The sequence below is a fragment of the Bacillus sp. (in: firmicutes) genome (assembly GCF_031983925.1).
Lineage (GTDB): Bacteria > Bacillota > Bacilli > Bacillales > Bacillaceae_G > Bacillus_A > Bacillus_A pacificus.
Window position 1 is genome coordinate 101,401 of sequence record NZ_DALYZR010000003.1, and the last position, 26,907, is coordinate 128,307.

The 26,907-nt window shown below is 36.5% G+C and carries 29 protein-coding genes, 1 pseudogene and 1 riboswitch; of the genes and pseudogenes, 19 read left to right on the top strand and 11 right to left on the bottom strand.

What is annotated here, in order from left to right:
- Positions 1-135: 135 nt before the first annotated feature.
- A riboswitch (SAM riboswitch) is annotated at positions 136-241 on the top strand.
- A 92-nt stretch (positions 242-333) separates the two neighbouring features.
- The 3 genes from RTP99_RS12130 (at position 334) to RTP99_RS12140 (ending at position 3,959) form a co-directional block, all read left to right on the top strand.
- A complete protein-coding gene (locus RTP99_RS12130) occupies positions 334-1,632 on the top strand; it encodes a bifunctional O-acetylhomoserine aminocarboxypropyltransferase/cysteine synthase (RefSeq protein ID WP_000504755.1) in 1,299 nt (432 codons plus the stop codon).
- Positions 1,616-2,521, top strand: a complete 906-nt coding sequence (gene metA / locus RTP99_RS12135) for a homoserine O-acetyltransferase MetA (protein WP_001121522.1) — start codon at positions 1,616-1,618, stop codon at positions 2,519-2,521. The genes RTP99_RS12130 and metA overlap by 17 nt, the downstream gene beginning before the upstream one ends.
- A gap of 142 nt (positions 2,522-2,663) precedes the next feature.
- A complete protein-coding gene (locus RTP99_RS12140) occupies positions 2,664-3,959 on the top strand; it encodes a homoserine dehydrogenase (RefSeq protein WP_000659115.1) in 1,296 nt (431 codons plus the stop codon).
- Positions 3,960-3,983: 24 nt separating this feature from the next.
- Here RTP99_RS12140 and RTP99_RS12145 read toward each other — a convergent pair whose 3' ends face one another.
- Positions 3,984-4,610, bottom strand: a complete 627-nt coding sequence (locus tag RTP99_RS12145) for a YczE/YyaS/YitT family protein (RefSeq protein WP_000946664.1) — start codon at positions 4,608-4,610, stop codon at positions 3,984-3,986.
- Between the two features lie 98 nt (positions 4,611-4,708).
- Here RTP99_RS12145 and RTP99_RS12150 point away from each other — a divergent pair, with 98 nt between their 5' ends.
- From RTP99_RS12150 to RTP99_RS12170, 5 genes are read left to right on the top strand one after another with little or no spacing between them, the layout of a single operon-like run.
- Positions 4,709-5,686, top strand: a complete 978-nt coding sequence (locus RTP99_RS12150; RefSeq protein WP_000181973.1) for a LacI family DNA-binding transcriptional regulator — start codon at positions 4,709-4,711, stop codon at positions 5,684-5,686.
- A 10-nt stretch (positions 5,687-5,696) separates the two neighbouring features.
- A complete protein-coding gene (locus RTP99_RS12155) occupies positions 5,697-6,578 on the top strand; it encodes an SGNH/GDSL hydrolase family protein (protein ID WP_116733336.1) in 882 nt (293 codons plus the stop codon).
- Positions 6,575-7,492 carry an ABC transporter ATP-binding protein gene (locus RTP99_RS12160; protein WP_000207752.1) on the top strand — a complete coding sequence of 306 codons (918 nt, stop codon included), beginning with the start codon at positions 6,575-6,577 and terminating at the stop codon, positions 7,490-7,492. The genes RTP99_RS12155 and RTP99_RS12160 overlap by 4 nt, the downstream gene beginning before the upstream one ends.
- Positions 7,485-8,477, top strand: coding sequence for an ABC transporter permease subunit (locus RTP99_RS12165; RefSeq protein WP_001206473.1), 993 nt, complete (start codon positions 7,485-7,487; stop codon positions 8,475-8,477). The genes RTP99_RS12160 and RTP99_RS12165 overlap by 8 nt, the downstream gene beginning before the upstream one ends.
- Before the next feature lie 19 nt (positions 8,478-8,496).
- Positions 8,497-9,174: a uracil-DNA glycosylase gene (locus RTP99_RS12170; protein WP_000432538.1), complete on the top strand. Its 678-nt coding sequence runs from the start codon at positions 8,497-8,499 to the stop codon at positions 9,172-9,174.
- A 38-nt stretch (positions 9,175-9,212) separates the two neighbouring features.
- Here RTP99_RS12170 and RTP99_RS12175 read toward each other — a convergent pair whose 3' ends face one another.
- The 3 genes from RTP99_RS12175 to RTP99_RS12185 form a co-directional block, all read right to left on the bottom strand.
- Complete coding sequence (locus tag RTP99_RS12175; RefSeq protein WP_000953390.1) at positions 9,213-9,506, bottom strand: DUF3817 domain-containing protein; 294 nt, start codon at positions 9,504-9,506, stop codon at positions 9,213-9,215.
- Positions 9,507-9,717: 211 nt separating this feature from the next.
- On the bottom strand, positions 9,718-10,539 hold the full coding sequence (locus RTP99_RS12180; RefSeq protein WP_000221377.1) for a Cof-type HAD-IIB family hydrolase: 822 nt from the start codon (positions 10,537-10,539) through the stop codon (positions 9,718-9,720).
- 225 nt (positions 10,540-10,764) lie between these two features.
- Positions 10,765-12,048, bottom strand: coding sequence for a purine/pyrimidine permease (locus RTP99_RS12185; RefSeq protein WP_000847022.1), 1,284 nt, complete (start codon positions 12,046-12,048; stop codon positions 10,765-10,767).
- Positions 12,049-12,187: 139 nt separating this feature from the next.
- Between RTP99_RS12185 and RTP99_RS12190 the strand changes: the two are divergent.
- From RTP99_RS12190 to RTP99_RS12200, 3 genes and pseudogenes are all read left to right on the top strand, one after another.
- Positions 12,188-12,487: pseudogene (locus RTP99_RS12190) on the top strand (cation:proton antiporter regulatory subunit); the annotation flags it as partial.
- A gap of 6 nt (positions 12,488-12,493) precedes the next feature.
- Positions 12,494-12,778, top strand: a complete 285-nt coding sequence (locus RTP99_RS12195) for a YwdI family protein (protein WP_001167353.1) — start codon at positions 12,494-12,496, stop codon at positions 12,776-12,778.
- Positions 12,779-12,842: 64 nt separating this feature from the next.
- Entirely contained in the window at positions 12,843-13,211 is a 369-nt protein-coding gene (locus tag RTP99_RS12200; protein WP_000688323.1) for a DUF423 domain-containing protein, read from the top strand.
- A 30-nt stretch (positions 13,212-13,241) separates the two neighbouring features.
- On the opposite strand, the gene gerQ is transcribed toward RTP99_RS12200, so the two are convergent.
- From gerQ to hemQ, 4 genes are all read right to left on the bottom strand, one after another.
- A complete protein-coding gene (gene gerQ / locus RTP99_RS12205; protein ID WP_000068646.1) occupies positions 13,242-13,670 on the bottom strand; it encodes a spore coat protein GerQ in 429 nt (142 codons plus the stop codon).
- Between the two features lie 28 nt (positions 13,671-13,698).
- Complete coding sequence (gene cwlJ, locus RTP99_RS12210; protein ID WP_000538151.1) at positions 13,699-14,121, bottom strand: cell wall hydrolase CwlJ; 423 nt, start codon at positions 14,119-14,121, stop codon at positions 13,699-13,701.
- Between the two features lie 173 nt (positions 14,122-14,294).
- The gene (locus tag RTP99_RS12215) at positions 14,295-15,572 is read right to left on the bottom strand and encodes a serine hydrolase (RefSeq protein WP_172656216.1); all 1,278 of its coding nucleotides are present in this window, start codon (positions 15,570-15,572) and stop codon (positions 14,295-14,297) included.
- Between the two features lie 196 nt (positions 15,573-15,768).
- A complete protein-coding gene (hemQ, locus tag RTP99_RS12220) occupies positions 15,769-16,512 on the bottom strand; it encodes a hydrogen peroxide-dependent heme synthase (protein ID WP_001287588.1) in 744 nt (247 codons plus the stop codon).
- A gap of 255 nt (positions 16,513-16,767) precedes the next feature.
- Between hemQ and pta the strand changes: the two genes are divergently transcribed.
- Positions 16,768-17,739 carry a phosphate acetyltransferase gene (pta, locus tag RTP99_RS12225; protein WP_000067215.1) on the top strand — a complete coding sequence of 324 codons (972 nt, stop codon included), beginning with the start codon at positions 16,768-16,770 and terminating at the stop codon, positions 17,737-17,739.
- Positions 17,740-17,787: 48 nt separating this feature from the next.
- On the opposite strand, the gene lipL is transcribed toward pta, so the two are convergent.
- Both lipL and RTP99_RS12235 read right to left on the bottom strand, forming a co-directional pair.
- Positions 17,788-18,633 (bottom strand): octanoyl-[GcvH]:protein N-octanoyltransferase, encoded by an 846-nt coding sequence (gene lipL, locus RTP99_RS12230; RefSeq protein ID WP_000071961.1) that lies wholly within the window; start codon positions 18,631-18,633, stop codon positions 17,788-17,790.
- A gap of 128 nt (positions 18,634-18,761) precedes the next feature.
- Positions 18,762-19,454: an RsfA family transcriptional regulator gene (locus RTP99_RS12235; RefSeq protein WP_000868373.1), complete on the bottom strand. Its 693-nt coding sequence runs from the start codon at positions 19,452-19,454 to the stop codon at positions 18,762-18,764.
- Positions 19,455-19,841: 387 nt separating this feature from the next.
- Between RTP99_RS12235 and RTP99_RS12240 the strand changes: the two genes are divergently transcribed.
- The 6 genes from RTP99_RS12240 (at position 19,842) to RTP99_RS12265 (ending at position 25,872) form a co-directional block, all read left to right on the top strand.
- Positions 19,842-20,066: a YuzB family protein gene (locus tag RTP99_RS12240; RefSeq protein WP_000526077.1), complete on the top strand. Its 225-nt coding sequence runs from the start codon at positions 19,842-19,844 to the stop codon at positions 20,064-20,066.
- A gap of 318 nt (positions 20,067-20,384) precedes the next feature.
- A complete protein-coding gene (locus RTP99_RS12245; protein WP_000388276.1) occupies positions 20,385-21,440 on the top strand; it encodes a FecCD family ABC transporter permease in 1,056 nt (351 codons plus the stop codon).
- Positions 21,437-22,453 (top strand): FecCD family ABC transporter permease, encoded by a 1,017-nt coding sequence (locus RTP99_RS12250; RefSeq protein ID WP_001260777.1) that lies wholly within the window; start codon positions 21,437-21,439, stop codon positions 22,451-22,453. Before RTP99_RS12245 ends, RTP99_RS12250 begins: the two co-directional genes overlap by 4 nt.
- A gap of 15 nt (positions 22,454-22,468) precedes the next feature.
- A complete protein-coding gene (locus RTP99_RS12255) occupies positions 22,469-23,281 on the top strand; it encodes an ABC transporter ATP-binding protein (protein ID WP_000212064.1) in 813 nt (270 codons plus the stop codon).
- Positions 23,282-23,476: 195 nt separating this feature from the next.
- Entirely contained in the window at positions 23,477-24,421 is a 945-nt protein-coding gene (locus tag RTP99_RS12260) for an ABC transporter substrate-binding protein (protein WP_000787735.1), read from the top strand.
- A 146-nt stretch (positions 24,422-24,567) separates the two neighbouring features.
- Positions 24,568-25,872 carry an HD domain-containing protein gene (locus tag RTP99_RS12265; protein WP_000262739.1) on the top strand — a complete coding sequence of 435 codons (1,305 nt, stop codon included), beginning with the start codon at positions 24,568-24,570 and terminating at the stop codon, positions 25,870-25,872.
- Positions 25,873-25,911: 39 nt separating this feature from the next.
- Here the strand turns inward: RTP99_RS12265 and RTP99_RS12270 are convergent, their stop codons facing one another.
- Positions 25,912-26,097: a 2-hydroxymuconate tautomerase gene (locus RTP99_RS12270; RefSeq protein WP_001147171.1), complete on the bottom strand. Its 186-nt coding sequence runs from the start codon at positions 26,095-26,097 to the stop codon at positions 25,912-25,914.
- Positions 26,098-26,209: 112 nt separating this feature from the next.
- Between RTP99_RS12270 and RTP99_RS12275 the strand changes: the two genes are divergently transcribed.
- Positions 26,210-26,884 (top strand): site-2 protease family protein, encoded by a 675-nt coding sequence (locus RTP99_RS12275; protein WP_000372464.1) that lies wholly within the window; start codon positions 26,210-26,212, stop codon positions 26,882-26,884.
- Positions 26,885-26,907 lie beyond the last annotated feature (23 nt).

Consider the following 26,907-nt stretch of genomic DNA (forward strand, 5'->3'; position numbering starts at 1 on the left):
AAGGTCTTTTTCAAATGAATATAGAATATATTTCTTTTGTTATGTACATTAAATTCCTTGTAGTTAATTTAGAACATTCAGAAAAACTGATTGACATTAGGAAATTATTGCTATAAAATCAACGGTAATTGCATAGTCTTATCAAGAAAAGGTGGAGGGACAGGCCCGATGAAACCTTGGCAACAGCCGTATAACGGAATTGTGCCAAATCCTGCAGGTAATAAACCCTGAGAGATAAGAAAGAGCCTTTAGAGCGTGTTTTCAAACTGCTCCTTTCTTGTTTTCAGGAAAGGGGCAGTTTTTTATTTTGTATAAAAGAAAGGAGAATAAGAGATGGGAGAATCATGGGGGAAAGGAACAATTTGCGTGCAAGGTGGCTATACGCCAAAGAATGGTGAACCGCGTGTTTTACCGCTTTATCAAAGTACAACGTATAAATACGATACTTCGGATGATTTAGCAGCCTTATTTAATTTAGAGGCAGAAGGATATATATATACGCGTATTGGAAATCCTACTTTAGCTGCATTTGAGCAAAAGCTAGCAGATTTAGAGGGTGGCGTAGGAGCTGTTGCAACGGCTTCTGGGCAGGCTGCTATTATGCTTGCTGTTTTAAACATTTGTAGTAGCGGAGACCACTTGCTTTGTTCTTCCACAGTTTATGGCGGGACGTTTAATTTATTTGGAGTGAGTTTGCGTAAGCTTGGTATCGATGTTACATTCTTTAATCCGAATTTAACTGCTGATGAAATTGTGGCCCTTGCTAATGATAAGACGAAACTCGTTTATGCAGAATCGCTAGGAAATCCGGCGATGAACGTTTTAAATTTCAAAGAACTTTCAGATGCAGCGAAAGAGTTGGAAGTACCTTTTATCGTGGATAATACATTAGCAACCCCTTATTTATGCCAAGCATTTGAACATGGAGCAAATATTATCGTTCATTCTACGACGAAATATATTGATGGTCATGCAAGTTCGTTAGGTGGCATTGTTATTGACGGAGGGAACTTCGATTGGACAAACGGGAAATATCCTGAACTAGTTGAACCGGATCCAAGTTATCACGGCGTAAGTTACGTTCAAAATTTTGGTGCAGCAGCTTATATTGTGAAGGCACGTGTTCAATTATTAAGAGACTACGGAAACTGTATGAGCCCATTTAATGCGTATATTAGCAATATCGGCTTAGAAACATTGCATTTACGAATGGAGCGTCATAGTGAAAATGCTCTTGCAGTTGCTAAATGGCTTGCTGATCATGAACGTATTGAATGGGTGAACTATCCGGGATTAGATAGTAATGAAAATTACTCGTTAGCACAAAAGTATTTGAAAAGAGGTGCTAGTGGTGTTTTAACATTCGGTATTAAGGGAGGATTAGAAGCAGCAAAAGAATTTATCGCAAATGTAAAACTAGCAACTCTCGTAACGCATGTGGCTGATGCGCGAACTTGCGTTATACATCCTGCTAGTACAACGCATAGACAATTAAGTGCCGAAGATCAGCGCTTAGCTGGCGTCACATCAGATTTAATTCGTTTATCAGTTGGTATAGAAGATGTTTCGGATATTATTGCAGATTTAGAAGCAGCGCTAGTCGGAGGCAAACAACATGCCGATCATAATTGATAAAGATTTGCCAGCTCGCAAAGTGTTGCAGGAGGAAAATATTTTTGTAATGACAAAAGAGCGAGCAGAAACACAAGATATCCGGGCATTGAAAATTGCTATATTAAACTTAATGCCTACAAAGCAAGAAACAGAAGCGCAATTACTTCGTTTAATTGGCAATACACCGTTGCAATTAGATGTACATTTACTTCATATGGAATCACACCTGTCCCGTAATGTCGCACAGGAACATTTAACGAGTTTCTATAAAACATTCCGTGATATTGAGAATGAGAAATTTGATGGACTCATTATTACAGGAGCACCAGTTGAAACCCTTTCTTTTGAAGAGGTAGATTATTGGGAAGAGCTTAAACGTATTATGGAGTATTCAAAAACGAATGTAACATCTACGCTTCATATTTGCTGGGGGGCACAGGCTGGTTTGTATCATCATTATGGTGTTCAAAAGTATCCTCTTAAGGAAAAAATGTTTGGTGTATTTGAACATGAAGTTCGTGAGCAACATGTGAAATTGTTACAAGGGTTTGATGAATTATTTTTTGCCCCGCATTCTCGTCATACGGAAGTACGAGAGAGTGACATTAGAGAAGTGAAGGAGTTAACGTTATTAGCCAACTCTGAGGAAGCGGGTGTTCATCTTGTTATTGGGCAAGAAGGAAGACAAGTGTTTGCGCTCGGTCATAGTGAATATAGTTGTGATACGTTAAAGCAAGAATACGAACGAGATCGTGACAAAGGGTTAAATATTGATGTGCCGAAAAACTATTTTAAGCATGATAATCCAAATGAGAAGCCGCTTGTAAGGTGGAGAAGCCATGGAAATCTATTATTCTCTAATTGGCTAAATTATTACGTGTATCAAGAAACCCCTTATGTATTATAAAAAAAGATTGTGTAACACGTGGCAACGTTTTCTCTGCAATGGTTAACTTATATTTTTTTCGAATGTTCTAAAAACATTGTTTTTCAGATTTTTTACTCATATAATTTCATCTAAACACAATTTTTGAGGGGTGGACAGTATTATGAAAGAAATTCAAGTTGGCTTATTAGGTCTTGGGACAGTTGGGAGCGGTGTGGTTCGTATCATTACAGATCACCAAGAGCGACTGATACACCAAGTAGGTTGTCCTGTAAAAGTAACGAAAGTGCTAGTACAAAATATTGAAAAAGAGAGAGAAGTAGAGGTACCTTCTACTCTATTAACGCAAAATGCAAATGAAATTTTAGATAATCCAAATATTGATGTTGTCATCGAAGTGATGGGTGGCATTGATGACGCAAAATCACATATTTTACAAGCTTTACAAAGCGGGAAGCATGTTGTGACTGCCAATAAAGATTTAATGGCGTTACATGGAGCGGAACTGTTAGCGGTAGCAAAAGATAATAAAGCAGATTTGTTTTATGAAGCAAGTGTAGCCGGAGGGATTCCGATTTTACGAAGTATCGTAGAGGGACTTTCTTCAGATCTTATTACGAAAGTAATGGGAATTGTAAATGGAACGACAAATTTTATTTTGACGAAAATGTCAGATGAAGGGAGAGCATATAACGACGTGTTAAAAGAAGCTCAGCAACTTGGATTTGCAGAAGCAGATCCAACATCAGATGTAGAAGGTTTAGATGCAGCAAGAAAAATGACAATTTTGGCTACCCTTGGTTTCTCTACAAATGTAGAGCTTGGAGATGTGAAGGTAAAAGGCATTACTTCTATTACAGAAGAAGATATTGAATACAGTAAGAGTTTAGGATACACGATTAAATTAATCGGTCTTGCGAAGCGAGATGGTGAGAAATTAGAGGTTACAGTTGAACCGACATTACTCCCAAATACACATCCTCTTGCGGCCGTGCAAAACGAATATAACGCTGTATATGTGTATGGTGAAGCAGTTGGAGAAACGATGTTTTATGGACCAGGTGCAGGAAGTTTACCGACAGCAACAGCTGTTGTTTCTGATTTAGTAGCTGTAATGCAAAATATTAGATTAGGGGTAACAGGAAATAGTGCTGTAGTCCCGCAATATCAAAAAGTATTAAAAGAGCCAGACGAAATTGTTGTAAAGAAATTTTTAAGACTTCATGTAAAAGATGAAATTGGTGTATTTGCAAAAATTACTTCGTTATTCTCTGAGCGTGGTGTTAGCTTTGAAAAGATTATTCAAATGCCGCTTGAAGAGAAAGGAAAGGCTGAAATTGTCATTGTAACGCATCGTGCTTCTCTTGCTGATTATGATTATATTCTACATACGTTGCAAGGGTATGAAGAAATAGATTGTTTGAAAGCAAACTACCGAATTGAAGGAGATGCTAAGTAGTATCTCTACTAATAAAAAAACCTATTAAGCAGCTTGCTTAATAGGTTTTTTTCTATTTAAAATTTGTGTACCAACTTGAATAAATGCTTGTATAATCCAGCCTGTTGTAAAGGATAAAATGATTGTTCCAAAATAGATAGGTCCATCTAATAAGAAGCTTAATGTTAAAAATAAGAATGCTAACGAAATTTCTGTCCTTCTAAATGTCCATTTCTTTTTCTCAGCAACTGTTAAAACGAAAGCTTCCTGAGGTGCTGCACAAAGATTTGTAGAGACGTAAAGACCAATTCCAGCTCCAACGAATAGATTTCCGCAAATAAGTGTTATATATTTTGGAAGAGAACGGATAGCGTCCATAATAGTTGGAATGGAACCGATCCAATCAACAAAAAGAGAAATAAGAACCATTGTTACAATTGTACCGATCGTAATTTGTTTTTTATTCCAAAAGAGTACGATAAGGGTAAAAGCAAAGTTAATCATGAAAATCCAAAAACCGATACTTATCCCAAAATTTTGATATAGTGCAATAAAGAAGGAATCATAAGGGCTCAGTCCAAAGGAAGTAATTGTCGTCATCATATTAATGCCGATGGCGAGAATGAGTAGACCGCCAATGAAAAATATATGTTCTAATTTGACTCGAAGCATAGTTGTATATCCTTTCAAAAAGTATTTGCTAGGAAAGGATATATTGTGGAAAGCTTACCAGGTCAAGGGAGAATTTTTGCAGGGAAGGGGAAAATGAGATGACGAATATAAGAAAGATTGCTGAACTTGCTGGGGTATCTGTTTCAACTGTTTCACGTGTACTAAATAATCATCCATATGTGAATGAACAGAAGCGAAAAGAAATTTTAGCAATTATAGAAGAATTAAACTATACGCAAAATGTGAATGCAATTCATTTAGTGAAAGGGAAAACGAATGTCATTGGCGTTTTATTACCGCATGTAAATGACCAATATTATAGTGCTATTATTGAGGGAATATCAAAGGAAACAGCAAAGAATAATTATAATATGATGCTTTGTCAGACGAATTATAGCGAGGAAAGAGAATTAGAAATTTTGAATATGTTAAAAATGAAAAAGCTTGATGGGGTTATTATATGTTCGCGGGCAAATAGTAAGGAAAAGCTCGAAGAATATACGAAATTTGGTCCTATTGTTATGTGTGAAGAAATAGACTCGAACTACATTTCGAGTGTGCATATTGATTATTATAAAGTGTTTTCGCGCGGGATGAAGAGCTTAATAGATGCGGGCCATACAAGTATTGGGTATTGCATTGGAAGAAGTAACAGTATTAATAGTCAAAGAAGAAAACAAGCATATGAAGATTCGCTTCAACAGATTGCTGTAACACCGATAGAGGCTTGGAAGTTTAAAGGCTGTTTTACGGTGGAAGATGGGCGTAATGTAATTAGGGAATTGGCCTCTATGTCAGTAAAACCAACAGCGTTTCTTGTATCTTGCAACCATATTGCAGCGGGGATGGTAACAGAAGCGAAAAAACAAGGGATTCGTATTCCAGAGGATATTACGATTATCGGTTGTGATGATCAAGATGTAGCAGACATTTTAGGCATTACGACGATTTCATATTGTAGTAAAAATGTTGGCGTGAAGGCATTTGAATTATTATATGAAAAGATTAATGATAAGCAAATCGATATAAAGCACGTAGAGTTATTGCCACAATTAGTACATAGGGAAACAACATAATAGATAAGGTTTGAAAATCGCTTTTCAAAATTGCGTTTGGTATAATTATGGACAATCTATGAGGGCTAAAAGGGGTTTTGATATGAGATCAAAAGTAGTTAAAGTAATTCTACTCATTACAATTGCATCTTTCTGTTTATTTGCATATGGCTTTGTTTCAGGTGTAAATGATGTATTAAATCCGAAAGCTTCAAATTTAATTAAAAAGACCGATGTAGTGACAAAGGAGAAAAAGAAAACGGGAACGTTACAAATCGTTAGTTTAGGTGATTCATTAACACGCGGTGTTGGTGATAAAGAAGGAATTGGCTATATTGGACGGATGAAAGAAGATTTACAAAAAGATTATAAGCAAAAGGTTGCCTTAACGAACTTAGCTGTTAGTGGTGCGAAAATGCCTGACTTATTAAAACAAATTGAGAGTAGTGGCGCTCAATATTCAATTAAACAAGCAGATGTAATCGTTTTAACGATTGGAGGAAATGATTTATTTCCAGGCTGGGAATCGCTTGGAAAGATAGATTTAGAAACGTATCGTCCTGATACGGAAACATTCCAAAATGAAGCGAAGAAAATTATAGAAGAAATTCGTAAGTTAAATACAGATAGCCCAATTTTTTGGCTAGGTTTATATAATCCTTTTGAAGATGTAGAAGATTTAAAGGGGTCTTCAAACATTGTTATAGACTGGAATGCATCTTTAGAAAAATTGGCGGTAAATAATAAAAATGTGTATATTACACCGACATTTGATTTGTTCCAAAACCGTGGGAAAGATTTATTATACTCCGATCATTTTCATCCGAATGAAATAGGGTATACATATATGGCGGACCGATTAGTTCAAAATGTAGCAAGTAAATTAAAACTAGAACAAGGAGGGGTAAAATGACGACGATACTTTCCGTACGAGACGTGAAGAAGGTAATTGGAAATAAGACTCTTGTAGAGAATATTTCTTTTGATGTAACGCAAGGAGAAGTGTTCGGCTTCTTAGGACCAAATGGTGCTGGAAAGACGACTACCATTCGAATGTTAGTCGGATTAATTAAGGCGACAGAAGGTACAATTTCTATCGGTGGTTATTCGATTAAGGAAAATTTCAGAGAAGCGATGCGTCAAATTGGGAGTATCGTTGAAAACCCAGAGTTGTATACATATTTAACGGGATGGGAAAATTTAAAGCAATTTGCCCGTATGTTAGGTGATATATCAGATGAACGTATTATGGAAATTGCTCAAATGGTTCATTTGGATGAAAGAATTCACGATAAGGTAAAAACATACTCACTCGGTATGAAACAGCGCCTTGGCATTGCACAAGCGCTTCTTGGAAATCCTAAATTGCTCATATTAGATGAGCCGACAAACGGTTTAGATCCAGCTGGAATTAGAGAGCTTAGGGAATTTATACATAAGCTTGTAAAAGAAGAAAATATGAGCGTATTTATTTCCAGTCATTTGCTAAGTGAAGTGCAAATGATATGTGATCGCGTTGCTATTATTCATAAAGGAAAGATGATAACAGTTGCCAAGGTTGAAGAGTTAATTAAAACAGCAAGTGACCGTGTAGAATGGATTGTTACGCCGATTGGGAAAGCAAAAGATATGCTAGAAGATGCTGAGGAAGTAAGAGAAGTGAGTATAGAAGGTGATCGATTACTATGCCGTATGAATATCGCATCTATAAGTAATTGGAATAAACATTTTGTAGAAAACGAGATAGATGTACATAGCGTTAAAGAACTTGTATTTACGCTAGAAGATTTATTTATTGAACTCACAAGGGGGGAGCAGCATGCGTGAATTTGCGAATCTAGTTTTAAATGAATCAGAAAAGATTTACCGCAAGAAACGTATTTTTGTTGTCATGCTTATTTTAGCAATTTTAATCCCACTTTTTGTGTACGCGCAGTATCGTGAAATAGAAACGACACAGAAAAGGCTCGGTACAACTGATTGGAAGGTTTCATTACAACAGCAAATTGTTGATTCTCAGAACCGGTTGAACAATTCTAGGTTGCCAGAAGAATGGCGTGATTGGTTAAAGGTAAGAGTTGAGCAGCAACAATATTATTTAGATCATGATATTAACCCGATGGCACCGGGCGCACCGACTTTTGTCAGAGCGTTTATTGAACAAGGGATTACGTTATTTATTCCGCTTCTCGTAATGATTGTCGCCATTGATATCGTTTCAGGAGAACGAAGTGATGGGACGATGAAGATGTTACTTACGCGGCCGATTCGGCGCTGGAAAATACTCCTTAGTAAATACGTAACGATGTTATTTTTCATCTCGCTCATACTGTTTCTTGTAGGTTTGTTTGCTTACATACTATCAGGGCTTGTATTTGGATACTCGGGATGGAATTTACCTGTTTTAACAGGATTCGTCATTGATAAGGAAACGTTAAATACGAATTTTGTACATCTTATTCCGCAGTGGCAATATATCTTGATGGCATATGGATTAGCTTGGTTTGTTGCTATCGTTGTCGGAACTATATCATTTATGGTCTCTGTTTTAATTCGTAATACACCAGCTGGTATGGGCGTTATGCTAGCTGCATTAATTGCAGGCGGTATTTTAAGCTCGTTCGCAACATCTTGGGAAGGCGCGAAATATATTTTTAGTGTGAATTTATCATTAACGGATTATTTATCAGGAAAACTACCTGCATTACAAGGTTTATCGATGGAGTTTTCTTTAATGAATTTAACGGTTTGGGCAGTTGTTTCCCTTATTATTTCGTTTGTAGTATTTACAAAACAGGATATGGTGAATTAATTGGACAGGAAGTGAAAGCATGGAAAATGTTTTAAAAAATGATTGGGGGCCACTATTGGCACCAGAATTTGAGAAAGAATATTATCGTAAGCTAGCTGGTTTTTTGAAAGAAGAGTACAGTACACATGTTGTTTACCCAAAGAAAGAAGATATTTTTAACGCTCTAGAGTATACAAGTTATGAAAATACAAAGGTCGTTATTTTAGGACAAGATCCATATCATGGACCAAATCAAGCGCATGGTTTAAGCTTTTCTGTGCAACCCGGTATTAAAACGCCACCGTCGTTGTTAAATATGTATAAAGAACTTCGAGATGAATATGGGTATGATATTCCAAATAACGGTTATTTAGTAAAGTGGGCAGAGCAAGGCGTTTTATTATTAAATACTGTATTAACAGTTCGACAAGGTGAAGCAAATTCTCATAAGGGAAAAGGATGGGAGCATTTCACAGATCGCGTAATTGAGCTATTAAATGAACGTGAAAAGCCAGTTATTTTCATATTGTGGGGACGCCATGCACAGGCGAAGAAAAAATTAATTACAAATACGAAGCACCACATTATCGAATCTGTACATCCAAGCCCACTATCAGCAAGACGTGGTTTCTTCGGAAGTAAGCCATACTCTAAAGTAAATACGATTTTAGCTAATATGGGCGAGAGGGAAATTGATTGGGAAATTCCAAATTTGTAAATAAAAAAGGTAGTTAACAGTCGTTAACTACCTTTTCATTATTGTTGCTCGTTCTTTAATTTTGCATCTAGTACAAACGTGCCAAATGGGATAACCGATGAAACGAATGCCCCAAGTGCCCATAAAATTGATTTACGATGTACGATTGTTACTTGAATTACTGCGAAGATAAATAAAATAAATAAAACACCGTGAGCCATGCCTGTAATTTTAACAGCTGTTGCAAATCCTGCGAAATATTTTAATGGCATTGCTACAAATAATAGTAGTAGGAAAGAAATCCCTTCAATAAGTCCAATTGCTCTTAATCGTCCGATTGGTGTAGATAACATGTAAAGTGGCCTCCCTTAACGTATGCTTGTTTATAGTAAATTTGTATTCTTTTTCAAAATAAAATAGTCTATTTTGTTTCATTATATACAAAAAGAAAGTTTACACTACGAGAATAGTGCAAAGTTCAAAATATAGTCACAAAAGCATGGTAATTTAAATAAAAACCTATTTGAAGTGTTTGACTTCAAATAGGTTTTATGAATGAAAATATTAAACAAGTGCTTCTTTTTTTAGTACGAACTTCTCTACAACCTTTGCTACACCATCGTTCATATTTGTATCTGTTACATAGTTTGCAATTTCTTTAATATCATCAGGTGCATTGCCCATTGCAACACCAAGACCAGCGAATTCGATCATTGCTTGGTCATTATAGCTATCGCCCATTGCGATAACTTCTTCACGCTTAATGCCAAGTTTTTGAATCAGTTGGTTTAAGCTCGTTCCTTTTGTAACACCAGCTTCAGTAAATTCTAAGAAGAATGGTTTAGAACGCATAACGCTTAATTGTCCTTCTAGTTGTTTTTGTAGTTTTGATTCTACTTCAACAAGGCGTTCAGCTTCTTTATTCATTAATACTTTTACTACTGGCTCTTTAACAGCAGCTTTAAAGTCATCTACAACAACAATTGGCATACCAGTAATATCTCCCTCAATTTCAGTATAAGGATTATTTTCTTCTGTTACGATATCATCGCCAATATAAGTATGAATCCATACATCTTCAGTTTTACTAATTTCAAATAGGTTGTGAACGATTTCAGGAGATAGCGTACTACTAAAGATTTCTTCGTTTGTTTTACAGTTAATAATTTTTGCGCCATTAAAAGATAGAATGAAACTGCCGTATTCTTCTAAACGAAGTTCTTTCGCTACATTGCGCATACCAAACGTTGGACGTCCGGAAGCAAGTACAACTTTTACACCTTGTTCTTGTGCGGTCATTAGAGCTTCTTTCGTACGAGGTGAAATAGTATGGTCGTCACGTAATAAAGTATCATCTAAATCTAAAACAATCATTTTATAAGTCATATTGAAAAGTCCTTTCTTTATTTAAATCAAATATATGTTCATGGAGATGTAAGGAATAATAGTAAGACATCGAACCTCTTTAAAAAGAAGTAGATTCATTTTTATGAGTGTTTTTCTCATCATATTAATTAATAATCATTGGGGATGGACAAAACCCCAATGATTAAATGTTTATTTTATCGTAACAACTCTAAAGGTAGAGTGCAATAATGGAAGTTTTCCAATTTACGATACTTGTTTTGCTGTCGAACGAGAAAATAGTATTTCTAGTAAGATTGCCATTACAGCCCCAAGAACGAGACCATTACTTAGGAATGAAGCTAGAAATGGTGGAAGCGTGGAATATGCTCCTGCTGGAACGAACATAACCCCAATTCCTGTGAAGATTGACAGACCCGCTACTTTAAATAATCGTTCTTTATCCTGTACCGTTTCGTATTCCCGAAAGGCGAGACCGATCATGCTTGCAAATACAGGATAAATGGCAGCATAACCAACTGCAACTGGGATTGCCGCAAAGAATGAAGTGATCTTTGGGAATATACTAACGACAATAATAAAGCTTGACCCTAATATAAATGGGAGGCGTTTATAAATATTAGTCGTTGCAATAAAACCTGCTGATCCAGAAATAGCGACAGGTCCGATAGCCGAAAACAGGCCACCTAGTAATTGATTGATTCCCGTTATAATACCGGCCTGTTTAAAACGATCTGATGCAGCATTTTCTTCATATTTAGAGACAACCTTTTGTACAACACGAATACTTGCTAACATATTTGTTAGAAGTAAGAGTGTAACGAAAATGACCGTAATTACCATGTTCCATTCAACACGAGGCATTCCGAAAACAAATAAGGATGGAAAACGGATTATGTCTGTCACTGGTGTTATTGGATTAGATAATCCGAAGCATGCGAATAATATCCAGCCGCAAACGATACTGAAAAGAACAGAATATTGTCCGATAATAGGTAGCTTCATGATGAAAAAGGATAGTAAAATAACAATGAGTGAAAGAATAAATACGTTAGGTTGTACTTCTGTATGCTTTCCATCAAGACCGAACATTCCTTTTAAGAAGGAACCACTAAGTTGTGCAACAAGAAGAAATAAGTACGTTCCAATGACTGTCGGTGTAAAATAGCGAACGAGTTTATCAATAAGTCCAAAAACGCTAAGAATAATACAAATGATACCACTTAATAAGAAAGCATATTGAAGAACTTTAAGTGTCTCATTGTTTGATCCAAATAATACGACACCTAAACTTGCATACAGGGAGAAAATTCCCCACCAAAGGCCAGCAGGACCTTCTTGAATAGGAAGTTTATGTCCAAATATAGCTTGCAGTAGACCGGCAAAGCCAAGAACAAATAATGTTCTTTGTACGAATGCAATAGCTTCAGCGCCATCAAGACCATAACTAGTTGCGACGCTAATTGGTACAATAAGACTCCCAGCTAAAATAAATAGTGCCCATTGTAAGGCGGAAAGAAATGTTTTCATTATATCAACCTCTTTCATAGATTCCGTATCTAGTATATATGTATTTCATTTCCACTGGCAAAGATTGTAGATAGAGAAAAGAGTTGAAACATGATATGAATGCACGTAAGCAATTATGGATAGCAGTTATATGTATGACCAAGGTATTGCGAATCCGTTAACAGTTCATTATATTGATACAGTACTGTATGGTGTGGAGCAGTCATTTGTAATTGAAGAAATTGCAGTCGGCGAGGGCTCTATTTTAGCTAATAAATCATTACTAGAGAGTGATGTGAGAAATCAATTTGATGTAACAATTTTAGCGATTTTGAGAAATGGGAATGTTATACATAATCCAACGGGGCAGGAAAAACTGCAAGAACATGATATGATAATAGTATTTGGTTCAGTAGAGAAGCTGGGACAATTTGAGAAAGAACTACAAAGTAAGAGGTGACGAGGAATGCAAATATCGAGTGATAAAATTTTAAATAAAATGGCGAATGAAATTGCAAAGGCAAAAAGTAGTGAAGGACAAAAATCAAAAGAACATGTATTAGTTGTGCGTGCTTTATGTGATTTATTATTAGATGAGCAAGTTGAATCTTCTACGTATAGAGAGCCACAAATTCAATCACAAATAATTGGATCACAACCAATCACGATGCAACCAATTGCACCGGTTTCTGATGAGCCAGTGTATATAAAAGAAAGTGATGCAAACGGTAATTCTTTATTTGATTTTTAGAGGATAAATCGTTTGGCTTATATGAAAAAATTGCTTATGATAAAAGTAAAAAAGGGGAATTAAGATGAAAATTTTCTTTTTACTAGGTTGTATTGCAGCGGGGCTATCTGTTGCGTTAGGGGCTTTTGGAGCACACGGTTTAGAAAATAAAGTTTCTGCAAAAATGTTAGAGGTTTGGAAAACAGGTGTTACATATCAAATGTTTCATGCAGGTGGACTATTTGTAGTTGCTTTATTGATGGATAAAATTCAATCATCACTTTTAACTACTGCTGGCTGGCTTATGGTAGCCGGGATTGTTATGTTTTCAGGTAGTTTGTATGCATTAAGTACGACGGGTATTAAGTTCTTTGGTCCAATTACACCTCTTGGTGGTGTAGCGTTTATTGTGGCATGGATCTTAGTCGGAACTGCAGTTGTAAAAGGATTATAAAAAACAAAAGCTGGCATATGCCAGCTTTTTTTATGGTCTTGGAGCATAAGTTGCTTGTTGACCAGGCAAATACGTAATTCTTTCTGGGAATTCTACATAATCTAAGTAAATCATTAGTAGTAAATAACGTTTCCCTGACTCTGGCTCACTAATTACAATATGATCACGACCAGCTGCTTCGATAATACCTGTATAGGATTGTGTACCGAGTGAACTGCCACGCTCATAAGTCATTACAACTGTGGCTTGCTTGCCCTTGTTCAAGCGAAGAATATTTTCAATATATGACTGTTCTAGAGGTAACATACCTTGAGAAACAGCATATTGAGCTTGCGCAGCTTGTTGTTGCATTGCTTGCTGTTGTTGCTGTTGCTGTGGAGTCATTTGTTGCGGTTGTACGTAAGTTCCAGATGGTTGATAGAAACCTGTTCCGTAATACGGGTTTTGTTGCTGTGCCATTCAAAAATCCCTCCTCATTTTTCATTACTTAATATATGCTAGGGCAATCCCCAGCATTTGGCTGGAAGAAGCAGTGCTTTTTGAAGCGACCAGAGTTTTGCTGGTTATACCAAGTTGGTGGACATGCACCTTCAGGTCTAAAAAACCATAAGGCAAAGTTGGCAGGCCAAAAGCGCTGCCCTTGAATGGTCCGTCTTGCCAGAGCAATATCTTGTTCACGCGCACGCTGATAAAAATATCCTTTTTGCGTTGCTTCGAAACCGCCAGGGTTTTGATAAACCATTTGACGTAAATTACGAATATTTTTAAAGTCTAAACAATTCCCGCGGACACGATTTACTCCAACATTTCCAACCATTAACATTCCTTGTTGCCCTTCTCCTTCAGCTTCAGCACGCATCAATCTAGCTAATAATTTAACATCTTCTTCGTTATGCGCGATAACGCCCATTATGTGTCACCTCTCTTTTTGGAATACCTTTTGGAAAGAGGTTTATCTCTAGATGAAGTGTGTAACAATTACTAGTTCATACGTATGAGGAAAAAGAGTCAGATATGACAACCAAACGAAGTTTTACATTGGGAGTAGAAAATAAAAAAAGCTAGCGTGAGCCAGCTTTTTTATTAAAAAACTTTAGACCATAAGTTTGAGAAGAAATCACCGATAGAGCGCATTGTTAACACAAACCAATTTGCTTTTTCAACTTCTTCTGTCGTTTTTGCAGTAACTTTCATACTTTTACTACCGTCTAAGAAACCATATTTATCAGTTGATTCTAACGTAATGGAGCCTACTTTGGCACCCTTCTTAATAGGAGCAACTAAATGACCATCTTCAGCAAGTGATTTATCTGCTTCAGTTCCAACTTTATAAGGGTCTTTGCTACCTTTTTTTGCAATTACGGTTATTTCTTTTTCCGGTGCAACAGTTACTTGATCTTCTTTCCCTTGTACTACAGAGAGTGTATTGTTTTTATCGACCTTTAGTTTTTGTTTTTCGAAGTTATTAAACCCGTATTCGATTAACTCACGAGATTCTGTGAAGCGCTCGTCCATTGATTTTGTTTTAATAATAACTGAAATAAGACGTACATCACCACGTTTAGCAGTAATAGTAAATCCGTATCCAGCTGTATCAGAACTTCCAGTTTTTAAACCATCAGTACCTTCATAAGCGAAAGCAGCTCCTGGTAACATCCAGTTCCAGTTTTCCATACGAATTGGTTTCGGATGATTATCTGGGAAGTTTCTAAATCTTTGTTTTGTATCCTCTAGCATTTCTGGATACTTTGTAATCATTGCTTTTGAAAGTATACCCATATCGCGAGCTGACATAGAGTTTTCTGCATTTGGATCAGTACCCTCAGGATGTTTTCCTTTTAAGTCAGCGTTATTTAAACCAGTAGCGTTTACAAATTTATATTTCTTTAACCCTAGTTTTTTTGCATGTTCATTTGCAAGATTTAAGAAGTTTTTCTCACTTCCTGCAAGAAGTTCTGCTAAGGCAATACTAGATCCGTTTGCAGAGAAGATAACGATAGAATGATATAGTTCTCTTACAGTATATTGACGTCCTTTTTCGAACGGCACGTTAGAGAATTCATTATTACGTGAAACTTCATAAGCGTAATCGGAAATGTTTACCTTTGTATCCCAAGTGATTTTTCCTTCTTTAATTGCTTCTAACACAGCATAAACAACAATTAATTTTGACATACTAGCGATAGCTAGTAATTCATCTGGATTTTGTTCATGCAGTATTTTTCCTGTATCTGCATCAAATAGAAGTGCAGCAGCTGCCTCAATGTGTATTTTTTCTTCTGCATGGGATGTTGTTACTCCTAAGGAAGAAATTGACAATAAAAACACTAGTAAAATAGACAAGATTTTCTTCATATACATTATCACCTTCGCATCGTTATTAGCATATAGCTCGTACCATTTTAGCATAAATTTGGATATAGAAAGGTTACAATTTTGTAAGGTATTTAAAAGGAATTTGTCGATTTTTGTTCAAATTTGCGGAAAAAAGAACTTTTTTGAGGAGAAATATAGAGAGGAATAAAAAAAGGAACGAATTTCGTTCCTTTTTCACGATTTATATGTGTAAAAATTTCTCTACTTTTTCGTCTGGTAAAATGTTTCCAACGAAAAATGTTCCGAATTCACCATAACGAGCACTTACTTCATCGAAGCGCATTTCATATATAAGCTTTTTAAATTGAAGAACATCGTCAGCGAATAATGTTACGCCCCACTCAAAATCGTCGAATCCAACAGATCCTGAAATAACTTGGCGTACTTTACCTGCGTACTGGCGACCAATTTTACTATGACTGTACATCATTTTCTTACGTTCCTCCATCGGAAGCATGTACCAGTTGTCATCACCTTGGCGACGCTTGTCCATTGGATAGAAGCAAATATGATTTGCTTTCGGTAACTCAGGATATAAGCGAGCTAAGATTTGTGGATTTTGGTATGGATCTTCATCAGCTGGAAGGTAGTTGCTTAGTTCAACAACAGATACGTAAGAGTATGCAGGAACCATATATTCAGCTAAAGTTGTTTTATTCAATTCTGTCTCAATTTCATTTAACTCTTCCATTGTTGGACGTAAAATCATAAGCATAATATCAGCTTTTTGGCCAACAACTGTATACATTGCGTGACTGCCCTTTTTTGTAGCAGCTACGTCGTTCCATTTTTCAACGACATTTAAAAATTCAGACACAGCTTGTCCGCGTTCGTCGCTAGATAATGTTTTCCATGCAGCCCAATCAATAGAACGTAAATCATGTAAACAATACCAGCCATCTAACGTTGTTGTTGCTTCACTCATTCTATTCACCTCAGTTAATGATAGTTTTACACGTTAACTATAGCATATATAGTTTTAAAATCATCTATATAAAACCTTGGCGCATAAAATTGTCACATTTAAGTGTTTAAGCAAGGTGAATTTAACGGCTGAATTTTATGAAAATATAATCATTTTTATTTTATCTATTTTTTGGGAGCTATAAGTTTAAAATATAGAGGAAAAGAAGTATTCTTAAAGATAGAGTTTTTTTAACATATGTAGGAGGGTTTATTCGTGAGCAACTTATTTACAACAGTAAAAGAAAAAGTTCAAGGAAAAGGCATTTCTATCGTACTTCCTGAAGGAACTGATGAAAGAATTTTAGGCGCTGCAGAGCGTTTAGCAAAAGAAGAGTTAGTAAAACCAATCTTAGTTGGTAATAAAGAAGAAATTAGCGCAAAAGCTGCTAGCATGAATTTAACATTAGCAGGCGTTGATATTTACGATCCAGCTACATACGAAGAAATGGATGCAATGGTAGCATCTTTCGTTGAACGCCGTAAAGGTAAAGCAACTGAAGAAGACGCTCGCAAAATCCTTAAAGACGAAAACTACTTCGGTACAATGCTTGTATACATGGGCAAAGCACACGGTTTAGTAAGTGGTGCAGCTCACTCTACAGCTGATACAGTTCGTCCAGCACTTCAAATCATTAAAACAAAACCAGGCGTTACAAAAACTTCTGGCGTATTCATCATGGTACGTGAAGAAGAGAAATATGTATTCGCTGATTGCGCAATTAACATTGCACCAAATAGCCAAGATTTAGCTGAAATTGGTATCGAAAGTGCGAAAACTGCTGAACTATTCGGCATTGATCCACGCGTTGCTATGTTAAGCTTCTCTACAAAAGGTTCTGCGAAATCTCCAGAAACAGAAAAAGTTGTAGAAGCAACTCGCATTGCAAAAGAAATGGCTCCAGAATTAACTTTAGATGGAGAATTCCAATTCGATGCTGCATTTGTACCATCTGTAGCTGAGAAAAAAGCTCCAGGTTCTACAATTAAAGGTGATGCTAACGTATTCGTATTCCCAAGCTTAGAAGCTGGTAATATCGGCTACAAAATCGCTCAACGTTTAGGTAACTTCGAAGCAGTAGGACCAATCTTACAAGGTTTAAACATGCCTGTAAACGACCTATCTCGTGGATGTAACGAAGAAGAAGTGTACAAGTTAGCTTTAATTACAGCAGCTCAAGCACTTTAATTCTATAACGAATTGAAATAAAGACCGTCGCTAAAATAGCGACGGTCTTTATTTTTCTAAGCCAAGTGCTTTATTGTTACGATCAATAATACGTTGTAAATTCGTCTCATATAAAGGTATTTCATCTATTGTTAATTGAGATGGTGTTAACTTTGGAGCGAATTGTTGCAGTGTTTTTAAAAGGCGCATCATTAAATCTTGTACTGTAATGGTTTCGCCAAGTAATTCTGAAAGTGAAGCCATCGTACTCGGTACAATTTCAGGGTACGTAAAGCGTGTTTCTTCTCCTTGAATGGCTAGGTTGTAGAAATCACGAACGAGTGTGGCACGTTCAGAGCCACTTCCTGTAGCACAGAGATAAATTTGGACAGCGACACCACCGCGAATACGGCGCTGTGAAATACCAGCAAATTTTTGATCGCGAATACTTAAATCGTAGCTACCAGGACAGTAAGAACCAACGATTTCTTTTGCCTCAATTGTAACATCGTAATCTTTTAACATTTCCTGAATTAAATGCCACATTGTATCGTATCCAAGATCAATATCGATACCTTTTTCCGTCTCTTGGAATAAAAGTGATACGTTTAACACACCTTCATCAAGTACGACTGCAAGCCCGCCAGAATTACGAACGATAACATTGAAGTTGTTTTCTTTTAAAAAGGAAATACCTTGTTCCAAGTGTGGTAGGCGTGAATCTTGAATGCCAAGAACAATTGTATTGTGATGAACCCAAGAGCGCATTGTTGTAGCTGATTGGCTATTTCCTATACTTGTGCATAATGTGTCGTCCATTGCGAATGACTGCAATGCATGGAATGTTGGTCCCAAACTAGACTGATCTACAATACGCCACTCTGGCTGAGATAAAATGGAACGGGAATTGCTCATATAACTAACCCCTTATCTTTAAAATGACAATCTCTATTATAGCAAAAAATGAAGAATGGAGTTTCCTCACATATAAAGGGAAAGTTTAAAGGTGAAATAATAAAAAGGATGCATTATATGCACCCTTTTTATTCTGCAATTTTTTCTAAATTACCGTTTCGGTCCATTCGGAAAGATGTTTGAGAACGTTCTTCTTCATCCATGACTGCCAACTTACGAGCACGGTTCATAATATTCATGAGTGTTTCGTAATCTTCTTGTACAGTATGAGATTGTTTTTCTAATTTTTCCAATTTCTTTTCTAGTTCTTCATTTCGAAGGATTTGTGATTTAATTTCTTGTTTCAATCTCGTATTCTCGTTTTCAAGAGCTGTCACTTTTATATTTGAAGATCCGACTGTTTGTAAAAAATAAATAACATCTTGCATTGTCATAGAGCCCTTTGTAGCAGGAACGGTAGTTTCTTGATATGGAGTAGCTTCTTTATATTGTACAATTGATTCCTCTTGTACGAACTCTTCATAATTAGTTATCGAATCTGAAGCTGGTGGTGTATAAAGTAAACGTTTTTTCGCTTGTTCACCACTTGCAGCACGCATTTTATCTTTGCGATGTTTTTTTGCTAGTTGAAGAGCTTGTTCATAGCTATAGCGAACAACAGCATTCCAACGGAAACCACAGGCAGCCGATGTACGATTTAATCTGTCTCCTACTTCTTCAAATGCATTTAATTGGGTACTTCCTTCTCGAACGTGACGAAGTACAGTTTCAGCAAGTAATAAATCATCCTCATCTGTCCAAGCATCTTGTCTTACTTTCATAGATTCAACTCCCTTTCTTTTTATGAACTTCCTATTTTTATAATGGGCAAAAAAATGAGCTTTTATACAAAGCTTTTAAAAATATGGTAGATTTCGATGAGAGGTATAAAGTGAAACTTTAATCAGTGGGGAGGTTCTTCATCCCCCACCTAACTTCTTTGCTTTCACTGAATTTTGAGGTGGGGATCTTACTGCCCATTAAAGCGGGATAAATTTTGCCAAGAATGATGGAAGCTGCTGTAGGAAAACATATAAATATGTAGCATTATATGAGGAAAGAGCGTCGAAAGGAAACTTGCAACGAGCTTCAAAGAGCGGTAAAATACCATTTAGTGTTTATTTTTAAATGTACTTGAGAAAAGTTTAAAATAGAGGAAGTGTTATATAATGGGAAACGAATTTCGTGTGTGTGATGATTGTCAGGCAACGAACGTTAAAACGTTGATTCCAAAGCTAAAAAAAGTAGATTCATGTGCAACGATTGAAGTTGGATGTCAGTCTTACTGTGGCCCTGGCCGTAAAAAATCATTCGCATTTGTAAATAATCGTCCAGTTGCAGCGCCAACAGAAGATGAATTAATTGTAAAAATTGAAGCGAAGTTAAATAAGTAAGGAAAAGAAGAGTGAACAGATTACTCTTCTTTTTTTATGCCCATAAGAGGAAGAATCTATTCTGAGAAAGCTTAACTGGTGATGATAATAGTTCATGACAGATAGGCATTATCTATTTATTAAGGTCTCGACCTATATGAATTTGTATTTCAAAATAATGGTTGACAGTCTTTTGAAGCGATAGGTAGAATATAAGGTGTCTGATTCTGAGAATCATTATCAGAAAAGGGCCATTCATTTAATTTTTTTTATTGCTATTTGAGAATAAATTTCATTTCATTAAATTAAACATATGTTGTTGGTTAGGATGGTTGAGGGATGGAAGCGAGCGCAAGGAGTATAGAACAGCAAGATGTGAATGTTAAAGAGATTAAGAGCAGGCCGCTCATTGCTTCTATTATTTTAGTAGCAGGTACAATTTTGTTAGCTTTAAGCATGGCATTGTCTATTTCGTTTGGTGCTGCAGATATTAGTTTAAAGACTGTATGGCAAGCTGTATTTCAGTTTGACGGTTCTATTACGCATCATAACGTAATTCAAGAACTTCGCATGCCTAGAGCAATAGGGGGCGTAGTTGCAGGTGCCTTTTTAGCGGTATCAGGAGCAATTATGCAAGGTATGACGCGAAATCCACTTGCATCACCATCGTTAATGGGGATTACAGATGGGGCTGTATTTGGAATTGCAATTATGTATGCATTCTTCCCTAATTCACCTTATTTAATGTTCGTTATCGCATCTTTTATTGGTGCTGCGTTTGGAGCGAGCATTGTATATGGAATTGGATCTTCTTCACCAGGTGGATTAACACCTGTGAAATTAGCTTTAGCAGGTGCAGCAATTAGTGCTTTATTAGGGGCCATTTCATCTGGAATTGCGCTATATTTCAATCTTGCCCAAGAGGTGAGTATGTGGAATGCAGGCGGAGTTGCTGGCGTGAAATGGGAAAGTATTAATATGTTAGTACCGATTGGTCTAGTTTGTCTCTTCATTGCAATTATGATGTCGAGGTATATTACAATTTTAAGCTTCGGTGAAGAAATTGCGATTGGACTTGGTCAAAATACGACATTAATTAAATTTATCGGGACAGTACTTGTTCTTGTGTTAACAGGTTCGGCAGTTTCTATGGCAGGATCGGTTGGATTTGTTGGTCTTGTCATCCCACATATGACTCGTTTCCTTGTAGGCTCAGACTATAGATGGGTTATTCCATGTTCTGCGGTCTTAGGCGGGCTTTTAATTGAATGTGCAGATATGTTATCTCGCGTTATTAATCCGCCGTTTGAAACGCCAATTGGAGCAATTACAGCACTAATTGGGGTTCCATTCTTCCTCTACTTAGCACGTAACGAAGGGAGAGGAAAAATGTGAGGACAAGTGTCTTAACAAAAAAGAACGTTTCGGTTTTAACAATTTTAGTAGGATTAATCGTTACTGTATTTTTAGTGAGTTTAAATACAGGGACATTTAAAATACCCCCAATGGACGTATTAAAGTCATTGGTTGGATTGGGGGCTGAAGATCAGTCTGTTATTTTATTTGAATTCCGTATGCCACGTATGGTCATTGCTATACTAGTTGGATCTGCTTTAGCGATGTCAGGTGCGATTTTGCAAGGGTTATCACGAAATCCACTTGCTGATCCAGGTATTATCGGTATTAACGCTGGAGCGGGATTAACAGTTGTTATCTTTGTCTACTTTTTCTTCGGTAAAGTAGGAACTGGTACATTTTTATCTGTATTCATTCTTCCGTTCTTCGCACTAGTTGGAGCGATATTAGCAGCTGTTATTATTTATTTATTAGCATGGAAAGACGGCGTTTCATCAACGAGATTAATACTTGTCGGTATCGCTGTTGCAGCCGGGTTTGGTGCTGTTAGTTTAATTTTTTCTATGAAGATGACATCTAACGATTTCCGTTTTGCTACGATTTGGTTAGCAGGAAGTCTATGGGGCACAGATTGGAAGTTTGTACTAAGTGTACTTCCATGGATGGTTATTTTCTTGCCACTTGCTATTAGTAAGGCTCACATATTAAACGTAATGAACCTAGGCGACTCCACAGCAGTTGGCCTTGGTGTAAATGTAGAAAAAGAAAGACGTAAATTATTATTTATTGCAGTTTGTTTAGCTGGTGCATCTGTTGCTGTTGCCGGAGGAATTGGTTTTATCGGTTTAATGGCTCCGCATTTAGCGAGGCGCCTTGTTGGTGGTAAACATCAAATTATGCTGCCTACGGCTGCACTAATAGGGACGTTTTTACTTTTATTCGCAGACGTAATTTCAAGAAGTGTGTTAACAACTTCAGAAATACCGGTCGGTCTTGTTATTTCTGTAATTGGTGCACCGTATTTTATATACTTACTTATGAGGACAAAATAAAGGGAGGCTTTTTGTATGGCAACTTTAGCGGTTGATGCGGTATCTGTTGGCTATAATGAAGGGTTAATTATTGATGGATTAACAGTTGAAATTCCGGAAGGGAAAATTACAACAATTATTGGACCAAATGGTTGTGGGAAGTCCACATTATTAAAAACGGCTTCTCGTATTTTGAAGGCGAAAAAAGGTACTGTTTATCTTGACGGAAAAGCAATCGAGAAACAACCAACGAAAGAAATCGCAAAGAAAATGGCAATTTTACCACAGACTGCAGAAGTGCCAACTGGCCTTACTGTATTTGAACTCGTTTCATATGGGCGCTTTCCTCATCAAAAAGGATTTGGAACGTTGAAAGAAGAGGATTATCGCTACATTCATTGGGCACTTGAAGTGACGGGAATGACAGAATTCGCAAATCGTCCAGCAGAGGCGTTATCAGGTGGGCAACGCCAACGCGTATGGATTGCGATGGCTCTTGCACAAGGGACAGAATTACTTGTATTAGATGAACCGACAACGTACTTAGATATGGCTCATCAATTAGAAGTATTAAACTTATTGAAAAAGTTAAACGAAGAAGAAGGTAGAACGATTGTTATGGTTATCCATGACTTAAACCATGCTTCTCGTTTCTCAGATCATATGATTGCATTAAAAGCTGGTAAGTTAATGAAACAAGGAACGCCAGACGAAGTGATGACGAGTGAAACACTTCGCAGTGTATTTGAGATTGAAGCTCAAATCGTTCCATGTCCAGTAAACTGTAAACCAATTTGTTTAACATATGATTTAGCGATGATTAGTAATCAATTGCGTAAAAAAGCATAAGTAGAATCCCCCTCGTAAAGAGGGGGGCTTCTAATGGATGTTGAGCTTCTTATTAGTAAATAGGAAGTTGAACACCCGTTAGAACGGGGGCATAAACAACAATTAATCAATATATATATATTGATTAATTGTTAACCTTGTTTCTTATAGTTCACTGTAACTTATAAGAGAAATACAGCTAGAAGGAGTGGAAACATGAAGAATTTTAAAATGGCGTTATTAGCAATGGTACTAGTCGTTACTTCTGTACTATTTGCAGCTTGTTCTAACAAAGAAGAGAAAAAAGCAGATGCGAAAGATGCGAAGACTGAAGAGCGCACTGTACAACATGCAAAAGGGGAAATTAAAATTCCTGCAAATCCAAAGAAAATTGCTGACCTTAGTGGTTCAACAGAGGAATTGTTAATCTTTGGTATGAAACCAATTATTACTGCTAATACATCTCAAGAAAAAATTGATGCACATATTGCAAATAAATTAAAAGACGTTAAACCGGTTGGCTCTGCTTGGGGCGATAAAATTAATATCGAAGCAGTAGCTGCTGCAAAACCAGACTTAATTCTTGTAAACGATCGTCAAGAAAAGATTTATGATCAATTATCTAAAATTGCACCAACAGTTATGTTAAAAACTCCATTAGACCAATGGCGTCCAAAATTCGAAGAAGTAGGCCAAATCTTCGGTAAAGAGAAAGAAACAAAAGAATGGTTCAAACAGTATGATGAAAAAGCAAGCAAATTACATGATAAAATCGTTGCGAAAACTGGCGATGCTAAATTCATGAAAATGGCTGCATATCCAAACGCTTTCCGCGTATATGGTGACTACGGTTACGGTAGCGTAATCTTTAAAGATTTAAAATTACCAGCGGTTAAAGGTACACCAACTGATAAAGCGTTAGTACAAGTACAAAAAGAAGCTTTAATTGATTACAACCCAGATTACTTATTCGTATTTACGACTGGTGACGGTTCTCAGCGTCTAAAAGAATTCCAAGAAGAATCAATTTGGAAAAATATGAACGCTGTTAAAAATAACCACGTATTTACAATTAAAAACGAAGACTTAAACAAAGGTTACTTCCCGCTAGGTAAAGAAATGATTTTAGATGAAGTTGCTGAGTTCGTTTTAGGGAAATAATGTGTAAAAAAAATCACTTTTACTCCGGTAAAAGTGGTTTTTTTCTTTATATAAGGGCAATTAATATAGTCTTTCATTTCTTTCTGTTTCCTATTTCGTTTATAATATATAGTAAGAATGCAGTAAAGAAAGGGGGATGTCGGAAAGTGGTATATTTAAACGACAAACTCAGCGAAACAAAAGTGTTTAAAGACCCGGTACATAAATATGTGCACGTGCGCGATCGTGTTATTTGGGATTTAATCGGAACGAAAGAATTTCAACGCTTGCGCCGTATTAAGCAGCTTGGAACGACATTTTTTACATTTCACGGTGCAGAGCATAGTCGCTTTACTCATTCGTTAGGTGTATATGAAATTATTCGTCGTATGATTGATGATGTGTTTGATGGCAGACCGAATTGGAATGCTGAAGATAGATTGTTATGTTTATGTGCGGCATTGCTTCATGATGTCGGTCACGGTCCATTTTCTCATTCGTTTGAAAAAGTATTTTCATTAGACCATGAGAAATTTACGCAAAAGATTATCGTTGGAGATACGGAAATTAATCGTGTATTAAGTCGTGTGGATAAAGATTTCCCACAAAAGGTAGCCGATGTAATTGCGAAAACATCTACTAATAAATTAGCGATTAGCATGATTTCTAGTCAAATTGATGCAGATCGCATGGACTATTTATTAAGGGATGCGTACTTTACTGGCGTAAAATACGGAAACTTTGATATGGAACGTATACTGCGTGTTATGCGTCCGTACGGGAATCAAGTAGTTATTAAAAATAGTGGTATGCATGCTGTTGAGCATTATATTATGAGTCGTTATCAAATGTATTGGCAAGTATATTTCCATCCGGTAACGCGCAGTGCTGAAGTTATTTTAACGAAGATTTTACACCGTGCAAAATCATTGCATGAGAAGTATTATACATTTAAAAATCACCCTGTTCATTTCTATTCTTTATTTGAAGAAGAAGTGACAGTAGAGGATTATTTAAAGTTAGACGAGAACGTTATGTATTATTACTTCCAAGTATGGCAGGACGAAGAAGATCCAATTTTAAGCGATCTATGCCGTCGTTTTATGAATCGAAACCTATTTAAATATGTAGAGTTTACAGATAAGCACGGTTTAGATAATTGGATGGAATTAAGTAGCTTATTTAAAAAGATTGGACTCGATCCAGAATACTATTTAGTAGTTGATTCAACATCAGACTTACCGTACGACTTTTACCGTGCTGGTGAAGAAGAAGAACGTCTGCCAATCTTACTTCTTATGCCAAATGGAGAGCTTAGAGAGCTCTCACGTGAATCGGATATTGTTGAGGCGATTACTGGTAAGAAGAGAAGGGATCAAAAGCTATTCTACCCGCATGATTTAATCTATGAAGATGGAAGAAAAGGAAAATATAAAGAGAGAATCATCGAGTTACTAGAAGGAAAAAAATAAGAAGCAGCTAATGGCTGCTTCTTATGAAAAAACTTGAAATTATTTGTCGCTTAAGCGTTTTCCGCCAACTGCATAATGGTTTTTAGACATTTCTTCGATGAAAACAACGATGTTTTCTTCAGGAGCACCAGTTGTTTCGCTTACTGCTGCTGTTACTTTCTCAGCAAGAGCTTTCTTTTGTTCCTCTGTGCGTCCTTCTAACATTTTCACTGTTACGTATGGCATATATAATCGCTCCTTTTATGTAAGTTACAATCTTATTATAGCGGATTATGGGGAAGAACAATCGAAAAAACAAATAATTTCTTTTTTTGACATATGGAAGAGGAGATGAAGCATGGATCAGTTATTTAGATACCCGTTGCACCAAATTCCTTTGGTAGCAATGGCCATTATTATCGCATTATCAGTGCATGAATTTGCGCATGCATATGTAGCATATAAATTTGGAGACGATACAGCAAAGAGACAAGGGCGCTTAACTTTATCGCCGATGGCACATTTAGATCCTATCGGGATGATTGCTGTATTAATTCTTGGTTTTGGTTGGGCGAGACGAGTTCCTGTTAACCCATATAACTTTAAAAGACCTCGTCTTGCAGGTATATTAGTTTCAATTGCAGGACCGATTAGTAACTTAATTTTAAGTGCAATCGGTTTAATTATTTGGTATAGCTTATTAACATTTGGTGTATTAGACTCAATTCCATTTGCAGTAGCAGATACGTTAGCTCAATTTTTCCAGATTTTTATTATGCTGAATATCGTTTTACTTGTATTTAACTTATTACCAATCCCGCCACTTGATGGATATCGCGTAGTGGAGGATTTAGCACCAACAAATATTCGTGCGAAAATGACACAGTATGAAAAATACGGGGCAATTGCTTTGTTAATTCTAGTTATTACACCGCTTAGCAATTACACAATCCAACCTATTTTTAGTGTTGTCATTCCATATGTATTTGCATTTTTAAACAGTATTATTGCGCCTATCTTTGGCCTTTTATAATCATTAAGTGAGGAGGACTTTAC